At 27.7% G+C, this 13,051-nt stretch carries 11 protein-coding genes and 1 tRNA gene; 8 read left to right on the forward strand and 4 right to left on the reverse strand.

The window, feature by feature from the left end; genetic code table 11:
- Nucleotides 1–210 precede the first annotated feature (210 nt).
- From mnmA to ilvA, 6 genes are all read left to right on the forward strand, one after another.
- Nucleotides 211–1,395, forward strand: coding sequence for a tRNA 2-thiouridine(34) synthase MnmA (gene mnmA / locus H0H68_RS00415; RefSeq protein ID WP_185853408.1), 1,185 nt, complete (start codon nucleotides 211–213; stop codon nucleotides 1,393–1,395).
- 320 nt (nucleotides 1,396–1,715) lie between these two features.
- On the forward strand, nucleotides 1,716–3,401 hold the full coding sequence (gene ilvD / locus H0H68_RS00420) for a dihydroxy-acid dehydratase (protein WP_185853409.1): 1,686 nt from the start codon (nucleotides 1,716–1,718) through the stop codon (nucleotides 3,399–3,401).
- A gap of 4 nt (nucleotides 3,402–3,405) precedes the next feature.
- A complete protein-coding gene (ilvB, locus tag H0H68_RS00425) occupies nucleotides 3,406–5,100 on the forward strand; it encodes a biosynthetic-type acetolactate synthase large subunit (RefSeq protein WP_185853410.1) in 1,695 nt (564 codons plus the stop codon).
- A 20-nt stretch (nucleotides 5,101–5,120) separates the two neighbouring features.
- Nucleotides 5,121–5,423, forward strand: a complete 303-nt coding sequence (locus tag H0H68_RS00430) for an acetolactate synthase (RefSeq protein WP_185853411.1) — start codon at nucleotides 5,121–5,123, stop codon at nucleotides 5,421–5,423.
- A 14-nt stretch (nucleotides 5,424–5,437) separates the two neighbouring features.
- On the forward strand, nucleotides 5,438–6,490 hold the full coding sequence (gene ilvC / locus H0H68_RS00435) for a ketol-acid reductoisomerase (protein WP_185853412.1): 1,053 nt from the start codon (nucleotides 5,438–5,440) through the stop codon (nucleotides 6,488–6,490).
- Nucleotides 6,491–6,555: 65 nt separating this feature from the next.
- Nucleotides 6,556–7,821, forward strand: coding sequence for a threonine ammonia-lyase (gene ilvA / locus H0H68_RS00440; RefSeq protein ID WP_185853413.1), 1,266 nt, complete (start codon nucleotides 6,556–6,558; stop codon nucleotides 7,819–7,821).
- An 8-nt stretch (nucleotides 7,822–7,829) separates the two neighbouring features.
- Here ilvA and H0H68_RS00445 read toward each other — a convergent pair.
- A tRNA-Leu gene (locus H0H68_RS00445) sits at nucleotides 7,830–7,919 on the reverse strand.
- Nucleotides 7,920–8,055: 136 nt separating this feature from the next.
- On the opposite strand from H0H68_RS00445, the gene dapB reads away from it, so the two are divergent.
- A complete protein-coding gene (gene dapB, locus H0H68_RS00450) occupies nucleotides 8,056–8,760 on the forward strand; it encodes a 4-hydroxy-tetrahydrodipicolinate reductase (protein WP_185853414.1) in 705 nt (234 codons plus the stop codon).
- Nucleotides 8,761–8,775: 15 nt separating this feature from the next.
- Nucleotides 8,776–10,158, forward strand: a complete 1,383-nt coding sequence (gene lepB / locus H0H68_RS00455; RefSeq protein ID WP_185853415.1) for a signal peptidase I — start codon at nucleotides 8,776–8,778, stop codon at nucleotides 10,156–10,158.
- A gap of 7 nt (nucleotides 10,159–10,165) precedes the next feature.
- Here the strand turns inward: lepB and H0H68_RS00460 are convergent, their stop codons facing one another.
- Genes H0H68_RS00460 through ribH form a run of 3 tightly spaced genes read right to left on the reverse strand, consistent with a single transcriptional unit; the run spans nucleotide 10,166 to nucleotide 13,047 of the window.
- Nucleotides 10,166–10,858, reverse strand: coding sequence for a rhomboid family intramembrane serine protease (locus H0H68_RS00460; RefSeq protein ID WP_185853416.1), 693 nt, complete (start codon nucleotides 10,856–10,858; stop codon nucleotides 10,166–10,168).
- A 3-nt stretch (nucleotides 10,859–10,861) separates the two neighbouring features.
- The gene (mutL, locus tag H0H68_RS00465) at nucleotides 10,862–12,583 is read right to left on the reverse strand and encodes a DNA mismatch repair endonuclease MutL (protein WP_185853417.1); all 1,722 of its coding nucleotides are present in this window, start codon (nucleotides 12,581–12,583) and stop codon (nucleotides 10,862–10,864) included.
- Nucleotides 12,580–13,047 carry a 6,7-dimethyl-8-ribityllumazine synthase gene (gene ribH / locus H0H68_RS00470; RefSeq protein WP_185853609.1) on the reverse strand — a complete coding sequence of 156 codons (468 nt, stop codon included), beginning with the start codon at nucleotides 13,045–13,047 and terminating at the stop codon, nucleotides 12,580–12,582. The genes mutL and ribH overlap by 4 nt, the downstream gene beginning before the upstream one ends.
- Nucleotides 13,048–13,051 lie beyond the last annotated feature (4 nt).

Below are 13,051 nucleotides of genomic sequence, written 5' to 3' on the forward strand. Positions count from 1 at the left end.
TCTATATTCTGATGTTTTATCTTTATAAGATAAAAACGTTTGTTAACGTTGTTGTAAAAAGTTGTAAAAAAGAATATCAATTCAAGAAAACCATTTCAAAGAAATGGAACTCTCTTCGCAATGCCAAGATAAGGAAGGTTTTTCTCATAATTAGTGTACACGTTTTTTTTCAGAACGAATTTACCGTAAATCGATAACAATAATATCATAATGCAAAAAGTGGTAGTTGGACTTTCAGGAGGTGTTGATTCAAGTGTTGCTGCATTAATTCTTAAAAAGAAAGGTTATGAAGTTATTGGTTTATTTATGGATAATTGGGAAGAGGAAGATTCGGTTTTCAATAAATGTACTACTTGGAAGGAAGATAGAATTGATGCTATGTTAGTGTCCCAACAATTAAATATTCCTTTTCAAGTAATTGAAATGAAAAAGGAATACAAAAAATATGTCATTAATTACATGTTTAATGAGTATAAATCAGGGAAGACTCCTAATCCAGATATCTTGTGTAACAAAGAAATTAAGTTCAATATTTTCTTAAAAAAGGCTATTGATTTAGGAGCAGATTTTATTGCTACAGGTCATTATGTGAATAAAGAAAAAATTATAAAAAATAAAAAAATAATTTATCGTCTTTTAATAGGAAAAGATCTTAATAAAGATCAATCGTATTTTTTATGTCAATTAACACAATATCAATTGAAAAAATCACTATTTCCATTAGGTTTATTGACGAAAAATCAAGTTCGAAAAATTGCCAAAATAAATGGATTACGCAATGCTCATAAAAAAGAATCACAAGGTCTTTGTTTTGTAGGCAAAATTAAATTACCCAGATTTTTACAAAAAAAAATTGTTCCAAAAAAAGGAGAAGTAGTTTACATTAATTCTAATGCTTTAGTTTATCAAGAAAAAAAATTTTTTTCTTCTAAGGAAGAAGAGTTATTTTTTTCATCTAGAAAAAAAAAGTATAAAAAATCAGATGGAAAAATAATTGGATACCATCAAGGTGCTCATTATTTTACTAAGGGACAACGTAAAGGAATAGCTGTAGGAGGTTACAAAGAGGCTCTTTTTGTTCTTGAAACCGATGTAAAAGAAAATATTGTTTATACTGGAATGGGGAAAAAACATCCCGGTTTATATAGAAAGTCTTTGTTTGTTCAGGAAGAAAACATTCATTGGATCAGACAGGATCTTAGTCTTAGCGAAGGAGAAAAAATGGATGTTTTTTGTAGAATTCGTTATAGACAACCATTGCAAAAATCAAAATTATACAAAATAAAAAAAGGAATGTTCATTGAATTTGAAACAATGCAATGTGCTATAACAGAAGGACAGTTTGCGGCTTGGTATATCGGAAAAGAATTAGTAGGATCAGGAGTTATTTATTAAATAATATTATTTTATATTTTACAAATGTAAAATTTTATTTTTTTCAAAAAAAACCATTTTTTTTTTATTATTAATAATAATACGTTGCAGAGAGATTTTTTGATTATAAACTTTACAATATATTCATAAATCAATCAAAAAAATGATAATATTATAAAAATAAATCACTAAAAATTGCTTTTATATAATCTATATTTTTCATATTTTTGCATATTATATAATTCATTTTTTGGATAGTTTTTATAAAAAATCTATTCAGATTAAGTGTTATTTTTTTATCCCTACTAACCGGTAGGGGTTTTTGATTTATAAAACATCTCATGGAAAAAAGAATTAACGATTTTAGCAAAAAGATAACAAAAGAGCCTAATTTACCAGCAGCACATGCTATGTTGTATGCTACAGGAATGAAAGAATCCGATTTTTGTAAAGCTCAGATAGGAATAGTTAGCAATTGGTACGAGGGAAATCCTTGCAATATGCATTTGGATAAATTAGCAAAAAAAATAAAATCATCGGTTATAACTAAAGATTTAGTAGGATTTCAATTTACTACTATTGGAGTGAGTGATGGAATTACTATGGGGACTTCAGGAATGAGATACTCTTTACCTTCTAGAGAATTAATAGCGGATAGCATAGAAACAGTAGTTGATTCACACCATTATGATGGAATAATTGCTATTCCCGGATGCGATAAAAATATGCCGGGAGTTATGATTGCTTTACTTAGATTGAATCGTCCATCTATCATAGTGTATGGAGGAAGTATTTCTTCAGGTTATTATAATGGTCAAAAATTAGATATAGTTTCTTCTTTTGAAGCTCTAGGAAAAAAAAATACTTGCAAAATTTCAGAAACAGAGTACAAAAATATTGTCAAAAATTCTTGTCCAGGGCCAGGAGCTTGTGGAGGGATGTATACTGCAAATACCATGGCTTCTGCTTTAGAAGCTATGGGAATGATGCTTCCTTATTCTTCTTCATCTCCTTCAACAAGTGAAAATAAACAAATAGAGTGTGAAGAAGTTTCTACATACATTCAAAAACTTCTGGAAAGAAGGATCAAACCGAAAGATATAGTCACAAAGTCTTCTATAGAAAATGGAGTAAAATTAGCTATGTGTTTAGGAGGTTCTACCAATTTGGTGTTACACTTTTTAGCTATTGCCAAATCTGCAAATATTGATTTTTCTTTAAAAGATTTTCAAAGGATAAGCAATCAAGTTCCTCTTATTGGAAATTTAAAACCAAGTGGAATTTTCTTAATGGAGGATATTCATATGTATATAGGAGGCATCCCTGTTATTATAAAATATTTATTAAATGAAGGAATATTATCAGGAGATTGTCTAACAGTTACTGGAAGAACATTATCTGAAAATATGAAAAATGTTCCTAATATAACTTTTAATCAAAAAATTATTCATTCTTTAGATAAACCTATTAAAAAAAACGGACATATCAGAATTTTATATGGGAATCTTTCTCCAGAAGGAGCCATAGCTAAAATAACTGGAAAGGAAGGAACTATTTTTCGTGGGAAAGCTAATGTTTTTAATTCAGAAGAAGAAGCCAATCAAGCAATTTTAAATAATCAAGTTTTTCCTGGAATTGTAATTGTCATCAGATATGTAGGTCCGAAAGGAGGTCCTGGAATGCCAGAAATGTTAAAACCAACGTCTTATATTATGGGATCAGGACTAGGAAAAAAAGTAGCTCTTATTACAGATGGAAGATTTTCAGGAGGATCACACGGTTTTGTAGTAGGACATATTACTCCAGAAGCACAATCTGGAGGCTTAATAGCTTTGGTTCAAAATGGAGATTTTATTAAAATAGATTCGGAAAATAATACCATTACTCTTGAAGTGGAAAATGATGAAATACAAAGAAGAAAAAAATCATGGATCCCTCCTTCATTGAAAGTCAAAAAAGGATACTTATACAAGTATACAAAAATAGTATCTCCAGCTTCTGAAGGGTGCATTACAGATCAATTTTAATTGTATGGAAAAAAAGTTATTCTCCGGTTCAGAAATAGTAATAAAAGCACTCTTACATGAAGAGGTAGAATACATATTCGGTTATCCAGGTGGAGCGATTATGCCTATTTATGATTCTTTACACGACTATTTAAATTTAGTTTCGCATATTTTGATGCGTCACGAACAAGGATCTATTCATGCAGCACAAGGATATGCTAGAGCAACTGGAAAAATAGGTGTATGTTTCACTACTTCAGGTCCAGGAGCTACTAATTTGATTACTGGATTAGCAGATGCCTTGATAGATAGTACTCCTCTTGTTTGTATTACTGGACAAGTATCTTCTCATTTATTGGGAACCGATGCGTTTCAAGAAACAAATATTATAGATATTTCTATTCCTGTAACTAAATGGAATACTCAAGTATTAAAAGCTCAAGATATTTGTCAATCAATTCAAAAAGGATTTTTTATAGCTAAAAAAGGAAGACCAGGACCTGTATTGATAGATATCACTAAAGATGCTCAATTTCAAAAAGCTGAATTTCATTATCAACGTTGTAAATACATAAAAAATTTTCATCCATATCCTTGTATAGAGGAAAAAAGAATAATAGAAGCTGCGAATTTAATCAACACAGCTAAAAGACCTTTGATTCTTGTAGGTCAAGGAGTCATTTTAGCTGAAGCAGAAGAAGAATTTAAAAAATTTGTTGAAAAAACAGGAATTCCAGTAGCTAGTACTTTATTAGGATTAGGGGCTTTGGATAGTGATCACCATCTATATGTAGGAATGTTAGGTATGCATGGAAATTATGCTCCAAATATTTTAACCAATCAATGTGATATTCTTATTGCAATAGGGATGCGTTTTGATGATCGTGTCACAGGAGATGTCAAAAAATATGCAAAACAAGCTAAAATCATTCATTTAGAAATTGATTCTTCAGAAGTTAATAAGAATATATTATGTCATATTCCGATTTTAGGAGATTGCAAATCTTCTTTAAAAAAATTAATGAACTATGTGAATGGATCGACTCATGAAGAATGGATCGAAAAGTTTTGTAGTCTAAAAGAAAAAGAAAAAAATGTAGTCATACAAGGTGATCTTAACCCAAAAAAAAAAGGAATGACTATGGGTGAGGTAATTAAGTGGATTAATCAATATAAACAAAAAAATGCTATTCTTGTAACTGATGTAGGACAACATCAAATGATAGCTTCAAGATATTTCAATTTTACCTACAAAAAAAGTCAAATAACTTCTGGAGGATTGGGGACAATGGGTTTTGCTTTACCTGCTTCAATAGGAGCTAAATTAGGAGCGAAAAATAGACAAGTTATTTGTATTGTAGGAGACGGAGGGATTCAAATGACAATACAAGAGATGGGGGCCATTTTACAAAATGATATTCCTGTAAAAATTATATTGCTGAATAATAATTTTTTGGGAATGGTACGTCAATGGCAACAACTTTTTTTTGATAAACGTTATTCGTGTACAGAATTAATTAATCCAGATTTCATAAAGTTAGCTAATGCTTATAAAATAAAAGCAAAAAAAGTAGGCAAAAGAGAAGAATTAAAAGAATCTATAAAAAAAGCATTGAATAATGAAAAAGCTTTTTTGTTAGAAGTTGTAATAGAAAGAGAAGACAATGTTTTTCCTATGATTCCTGCAGGAGCAGCTGTAGATGAAATTCGTTTAACATAATTAAAAAATATTTATATACTATGAAGCATCAATTCAGAGTAATAATTTTAGGAGAAAGAGAAACAAGATTATTGAGTAGAATCCTTATTTTATTGAATAGAAGAAATTTGAAAACTAATCATATCAACGTATCTAGTAATGAAACTATTGGAAATGTTCAATATGTTCTAGATTTAGAATGTCAAGAAGAACAGTTGATTAAAGTTAAAAAATTAATTGAAAAATTAATTGGGATCATTCATGTTTATTCTTCTAGAATAGAAGAAAAAAATTCTAGAAAAAATTCATGGAAAAAAATAGATTTACCGCTAGCAACATATTAAATTAAATAAAAATCATGAAAATTAAATTTGGATCTGTAGAAGAAACTATTGTAACAAGAGAAGAATTTCCATTATCAAAAGCTAGAGAAATATTAAAAAAAGAAACTATTTCTATACTAGGATATGGTGTTCAAGGTCCTGGACAATCTCTCAATTTGAAAGACAATGGATTTCAAGTTATTGTAGGACAAAGAAAAAATTCTATTTCTTGGGAAAAAGCACTAAAAGATGGATGGATAGAAGGAAAAGATCTTTTTTCTTTAGAAGAAGCTTCTGAAAAAGGGACTATACTCATGTATCTATTATCAGATGCAGGTCAAATCTCTTTTTGGCCAACTCTTTCTAGATATCTCACTAAAGGAAAATCTTTATATTTTTCGCATGGATTTGGATTAACTTTTTGTGAAAAAACAAAAATATATCCATCTAAAGATATAGATATTTTTTTAGTAGCTCCTAAAGGATCAGGAACTAGTTTAAGAAGACTTTTTTTACAAGGAAAAGGAATTAATTCTAGTTATGCTATTTATCAAGATTTTAGTGGTAAAAGTTTAGAAAAAGCTTTATCCATTGGGATAGGAATAGGATCTGGATATTTGTTTGAAACCAGTTTTAAAAATGAAGTATACTCTGATTTAGTGGGAGAAAGAGGGACTTTAATGGGAGCTATACAAGGAATTTTTTCTGCACAATATCAAATGTTAAGAGAAAAAGGTCATTCCCCTTCAGAATCTTTTAACGAAACTGTAGAAGAACTAACTCAAAGTCTAATGCCATTAGTAGCGGAAAAAGGAATGGATTGGATGTATGATAATTGTTCTACAACGGCACAAAGAGGAGCTTTAGATTGGTGGAAAAAATTTAGAGATGTTACATACCCAATATTTAAAGAACTATATCATGAAGTTTCTTCTGGAAATGAGGCTGAAAGAATTATTAAAGCTAATAGTGATATAGATTACAGAATAAAGTTAAAAAAAGAGTTGCAAGATCTTAAAAAAAGTGAATTATGGGAAGTAGGATCAATTATTCGTGATCTTAGACCAGAGAATAAACATAAAAAATAGTTGGTTTTTTAAATTAACTAATCAAAAATTACACTTTTTATTATTTTTAAAGGATTTTTAAAAGATTGAAAAATAGATTAAAAGGTTACTTTCCTTCTTATAAAGAAGTAATCAGAGCTAAAAATGTATTAAAAGATATCATTTATGAAACTCCGTTACAGAGAAATTCTCTTTTATCAGAAAAATATAAAGCTAATGTTTTTTTAAAAAGAGAAGATTTACAAATTATACGTTCATATAAAATTAGAGGAGCCTATAACAAAATAAAAAGTCTCTCTCACACAGAGTTAAAAAAAGGAATAATGTGCGCTAGTGCAGGAAATCATGCACAAGGTGTAGCCTATTCTTGTCATATATTAAAGATACCAGGAAAAATTTATATGCCTAGTACTACCCCCAAACAAAAAATAGAAAGAGTAAAAATGTTTGGAAAAGAATATATTGAGATTATTTTGATTGGAGATACTTTTGATGCGGTTAGTTATGAAGCGATGAAGGATTGCAAAAAGAATGCAAAAATTTTTATTCATCCTTTTGATGATATTAAAATTATTGAAGGACAAGCTACTGTGGGATTAGAGATTTTACAACAATCCATTTCAAATATAGATTATGTTTTTATTCCTATTGGAGGAGGAGGTTTAGCTTCTGGTGTAGGAAGTCATTTTAAAGAATTTAGTCCAAAAACTAAAATTATAGGAGTAGAACCTCAAGGAGCTCCATCTATGAGTTTTTCTTTAAAAAAAGGAAAAGTCGTAGAGTTAGAAACAATAGATAGATTTATTGATGGAGCATCAGTAAAAAAAGTAGGAGAATTAAATTTTAATATATGTAATCAAATATTATATGATATCAAAACAGTTCCAGAAGGAAAAGTTTGTACAACTATTCTAGATTTATATAATTTAGAAGCCATTGTCGCAGAACCAGCTGGAGCTCTTTCAATAGCAGCTTTAGATTTTTATTCTGAAAAAATCAAAGGAAAAACTATTGTTTGTATTTTAAGTGGGGGGAATAATGATATTACTAGAACGGAAGAAATACGAGAAAGATCTCTTTTGTATGAAGAGAGAAAGCATTATTTTATAGTTAAATTTCCACAAAGAGCTGGAGCTTTAAAAGAATTTGTTAATAATATTTTAGGCCCAAAAGACGATATTGCCTATTTCGAATATTCCAAAAAAACTTCCAAAGAAGAAGGACCTGCTGTAATAGGAATAGAATTATCTGATAAAAATGAGTTTTCAGCATTATTAGGAAGAATGAAAAGGTATAAAGTTCATTTTCAATATTTAAATCAGAATCCTGATTTATTTCGTGTTCTGATATAAATTAATTGTACCCACGACTGGATTTGAACCAGCACATCCTAATTTAATTGGATACCACCCCCTCAAAGTGGCGTGTCTACCATTTTCACCACGTGGGCTGAAAACAAGGTTAGGAAAATAAAGAACAAGAAAAAATTGTTTCTTTACATTCCAAATATATAATAAATTATTGGAATTTTATCAAAAAAAAATATGATCTATCTTTGAATGAATTTTAAAAAAATAAATAATTCTATGAATATAGCAATAATAGGGTATGGAAAAATGGGAAAAGCTATAGAAAAAATAGCAAAGATTAGAAATCATAAAATTTCATTGTGTTATGATGAAACTCCTTCTCCATTTTTATTGAAAGATTCAGATGTAGCAATAGAGTTTAGTCAACCTGATTCTGCTTTTAATAATGTAAAAATTTGCATAGAAAATAATGTTCCCACAGTATGTGGAACTACAGGGTGGATGGAAAAATTTGAACTTATTAAAAAAATATGTCTAGAAAAAAATGGCTCTTTCTTGTATTCTTCCAATTTTAGTATTGGAATGAATATTTTTTTTGAAATTAATAAAAAATTATCAAAACTGTTATCTCCATTTTCTGAAAATTATGAAGTAAAAATTGAGGAAATTCATCATAAAGAAAAAATAGATAGACCTAGTGGAACTGCTATATCCTTGGCAAAGGATATCATTAAGAACAGGATGAAAAAAACATGGGTTTTAGATGAAAAAAAAACAAAAAATCAAATTTTAATTTTTTCAAAAAGACTCGAAAACGTAGCAGGAACACATGTTGTGAAATATGAATCTCAAATAGAAGATATCAAAATACAACACAACGCTCATAGCAGAGAAGGGTTTGCTATTGGAGCTGTCATTGCCGCAGAATGGATTAAAAACAAAAATGGTATTTTTTCTATGAAAGAAGTATTAGAAATATAAAAATATTTTTATTTTATGCACCAATATTTTGTTTTTAGTGGTGTTTTTTTGTTTTTTGAATATCTTATTCATATTTTAGGAACATGGAGATTTTATCAAAAATCCGGAATTAACTCCTGGAAAATTTTTATTCCTATATATAATATTTTCATTCTTTTAAAAACTTACAATCGATCTAGATGGTATCTATTTCTCTTATTAACTCCATTAACAAGTATTATTTTGCTTTTTATTTTGTGGATGGATTTGATTCGTTTTTTTGGAAGAGGAAGAAAAAAAGACATTCTTTTACTCTTTTTTTCTGCCGGTTTATATATTTTTTACATCAATTTTTTTGAAAAAATTCAAAAAATAGAAAAAATAAAAAAAAAAGAAGATCACACAGGAATATTATTGGCTATCATTTTTTCTTTTATCACACATACTTATATAATTCAACCTTTTGTAATCCCTACTTCTTCTATGGAAAGGACCTTATTAGTAGGAGATTTCATACTAGTCAGTAAAATTCATTATGGGTTACGAATGCCAATGTCTCCTATTTCCATTCCTTTTACACATAATAACATTATTGGAAATGTAAAATCTTATATATCTATTTTACAATGGCCTTATTTTCGTTTCCATTCCGTACAATCTATACAAAGAAATGATATAGTTGTCTTTAATTTTCCTAAAGATTCTAATCATCAAGTTATAGATAGAAAAGATCATTATATTAAACGTTGTATAGGTTTGCCAGGTGATTTAATTTCTATTAAAAAAGGAGTTTTATTTGTCAATCATAGAAAAGAAAATTTTTTTCCAGAAAAGCAACAAGCTTATTTGATTAAAACGGAAAACGTTCCTTTAAATATAGAATATCTTAAAAATGAAATGGATATTGAAGATATTGAATTGATTGAAGAAAAAAATGATGAATATTTTTATCAAATTATGTTAACCAAAAAAAAAGCAATTCAAATAAAGAATTTGTTTGACAATGTAGTTTTTATAAAAAAGAATATTTTTCCAACTTACTTTCAAGAAGATTATATATTTCATTCTGGTTGGAATAGAGATTTTTTTGGTCCATTACATATTCCTAAAAAAGGAGAATTAATTAAATTAAATTTAAAAAATCTTCATATTTATAATGAAATTATTACTTATGAAAAAGGAAAAATAATCAATGATCCTTCAGAAAAGTACTATAAAATAAAAAATAATTACTATTTCATGATGGGAGACAATAGACACAATTCATATGACTCTCGTTATTGGGGTTTTGTTCCAGAAGATCATGTAGTAGGAAAACCCATATTGATATGGATGAGTATCGATTGGGATAGAAAAAATCCTTTTAATTTTTTCAGTTGGAAATTACGTTGGAATCGTATTATGAAAACAATAAACTGACTTAGTTTTAAACATTAAATTTTAAAAAAAAACTTCCTATAAAATAACCAGATAAAATCCCCCCAATATGGGCAAAATGAGCGACTCCAGGTGCTAAATTGAAAATGGATGAGGTCAAACTTCCAAAAATAAAAATTATAAGAGCTTTTCTAACTGCAATTGGAAAAGGAAAAGGAAGGATAAAAATTTTATGTTCTGGAAAAAATTTAGCAAAAGCTCCCACTATTCCACTTACGGCACCAGAAGCTCCCATCATAGGAGAATACATGGAACTATAAAGATTAATTTTTTGTTCTTCATTTAGATAATCCAATGTTCTTCTGGCTAGTGAAAAGTCTAAGGTTTGAACAAAATAATACATTACGCTAGTATTGAAAATTATTTGGAAAAATGCGGCAAAAATTCCTGATAAAAAATATATTATTAGGAATTTTTTGATTCCTAATAAAGTTTCTATTTGCCCTCCAAACATAAACAAAGCTAACATATTGAAAATTATATGTAAAAATAGACGTTTGGAATGTATAAACATATGAGTTAAAATTTGATATAATTCAAATCGTTCATCCAAAGGATGATACAAAGAAAGTATATCTTCTATTTTATATTGTGAAAAAACAAAAACAGCTGTATATACAAGAATATTAATACTAATTAAATGTTTTACAGCATCTGACTTGAAATTCGTATAAAAATTCACTTTTTAAAAAAAATTTTTTCTTAAAACAAAAAATATAAGATCTCCTGAATCCGTATAATTTGGATTATGGCAAGAAAATAAATCTCTAATTAAACATTCCATTTTATCAGGGTATAACTCTGTTCCGTATTTGATAGATGCGGATTTAGATATTGATTGAATAAGTATTTTTTTGTTCTTTTTTTCTCCTTTAATGAAATTATATTTTAAAATATTTTGAAAGATTTCAATCAAAATATTTTGATGTATATTTTCAGGAATAGAATACAAATAAGCTGACTCATTACAGAAATATAAATGAAATCCAAAATTAATCAAATCATCTTTTATATTTTTTAAAGAAATGAATTCTTTTTTCAAAAGTCTTACTTTTATAGGAAAAAGAAACTGTTGACTTATTAAGTTTTTTTTTCTTAAAAAAAATTCAAATAAGATGTTCTGATGAGCTCTGTGTTGATCTACTAATATGATATATTCATTATTCAATGCAAAAATTATGTATTTTCTATTAATCTGAAGAGTTTTTATTCTTTTTTCATTAGAAATATAACTAGATAATTGATTTGTTAAATGAACATTTCTGTTAAAAATAGAAAAATCATTTAATCGTAACCAATTTTCTAATTGAATTACTTTTTCTTTATAAGAAAGTTCTTCAAAATAAAAATCATTCAAAAAAGAGTCTTTAGAATTGCCATATAACAGAACATCAGAATTTTTCAATTTTTTGTTTTTAACTTCATATTGACAAAACAAAATATTTTTGATTTCCTGTTGAATCATACAACCAATAACCTCTTCTTCCTCTAATTTAACTTCTTTTTTTGCAGGGTGTATATTCCAATTTATTAAACTTGAATCTATATGAATAAAAATAAAATAAGAAACTGTTTTCAAATTTTTCAAAAAACCATCATAAGCATGAATAATTTTTTTGTGCAAAAGTAAATGTGTAACACAACGTTGATTAACCAATATAAACTGGTTCCCTTTTTTTATAGAAGGATCTGGAACACTCACAAATCCTTCGACTATCATTCTGTTTTTTTTTATTAAAATAGGTGTTAATATTTTATTTTTGTTTTTAAAAATTTCTTTAATTCTTTCTCTTAAAGAAACTTCTTGAAAAGAAAAAACAATTTTGTCATTATGATAAAAACGATAAATAATATTTCTATGTGCTAAAACTATTTTATAAAATTCATGAACAATATGTTTAAATTCTATTCGTGAAGATTTTAAAAATTGCCTTCTAGCAGGAAGTTTATAGAAAATATTTTTGACCGAAATCCTTGTTCCTTTAAGCATATTTATAGGAATTTCTTCTTTTATTTTCCCTTCTTCTACAAAAAGGTGAATTCCCACTACATCCTCTTTATTTTTAGTTTGTATTTCTAATTGAGAAATAAGAGCAATGGAAGCCAAGGCTTCTCCTCTAAATCCTTTTGTGCTAATTTGAAAAATATCATCAGCTTTTTTTATTTTTGAAGTAGCATATCTCTGAATACTCATTTTTGCATCATTTATACTCATTCCGTCTCCATCATCTATTAACTGAATTAACGTTTTTCCTGAATCTTTTATAAAAATATCGATCATTTTTGCATTTGCATCTATTGCATTTTCTAAAAGTTCTCTTAAAACAGAAGAAGGACGTTGTATAACTTCTCCTGCAGCTATTTGACTGATCACATTTACAGGCAAAAATTGAATAATATCTTTCATTTGATAGATTTTCTAAATAAAGACATATATATAGCTGTTTTAGCACATTCAATTCCCTTATTCCCATTTATTCCACCTGATCGGTCTAAAGATTGTTGTTGATTTCTATCAGTAAGAACACCAAATATAACAGGAACATCATATTTTATATTAATATCTTTAATTCCTTGCGAAATAGCTAGACATAGATATTCGAAATGATAAGTTTCTCCTTGTATCAGAGACCCAATTGTAATGATTGAATCAAAATTGTAGCACTGTGCTATTTTTTTAGCAGAATAGATTAATTCATAACTTCCAGGAACTTCCCAAGTTTGTATTTTTTCTTTCGAAATTCCTGATTGAATTAAAGTTTCATAAGCTCCTTTATATAATCTGCTAGTAATTTCTTTATTCCATAGAGAAACAATAATTGCAAATTTTAAATTTGCATCTTTTATTTTTTTTTTATCTAATGAATAAATAGGA

Origin of the sequence: Blattabacterium cuenoti, from assembly GCF_014251555.1 — a bacterium.
Lineage (GTDB): Bacteria > Bacteroidota > Bacteroidia > Flavobacteriales > Blattabacteriaceae > Blattabacterium > Blattabacterium cuenoti_P.

Excerpts from the sequence above, each read along its gene's own strand:
- mnmA (WP_185853408.1), top strand. The coding sequence starts at position 211 with ATGCAAAAAGTGGTAGTTGGACTTTCAGGAGGTGTTGATTCAAGTGTT.
- ilvD (WP_185853409.1), top strand. The coding sequence starts at position 1,716 with ATGGAAAAAAGAATTAACGATTTTAGCAAAAAGATAACAAAAGAGCCT.
- ilvB (WP_185853410.1), top strand. The coding sequence starts at position 3,406 with ATGGAAAAAAAGTTATTCTCCGGTTCAGAAATAGTAATAAAAGCACTC.
- H0H68_RS00430 (WP_185853411.1), top strand. The coding sequence starts at position 5,121 with ATGAAGCATCAATTCAGAGTAATAATTTTAGGAGAAAGAGAAACAAGA.
- ilvC (WP_185853412.1), top strand. The coding sequence starts at position 5,438 with ATGAAAATTAAATTTGGATCTGTAGAAGAAACTATTGTAACAAGAGAA.
- dapB (WP_185853414.1), top strand. The coding sequence starts at position 8,056 with ATGAATATAGCAATAATAGGGTATGGAAAAATGGGAAAAGCTATAGAA.
- lepB (WP_185853415.1), top strand. The coding sequence starts at position 8,776 with ATGCACCAATATTTTGTTTTTAGTGGTGTTTTTTTGTTTTTTGAATAT.
- mutL (WP_185853417.1), bottom strand. The coding sequence starts at position 12,583 with ATGAAAGATATTATTCAATTTTTGCCTGTAAATGTGATCAGTCAAATA.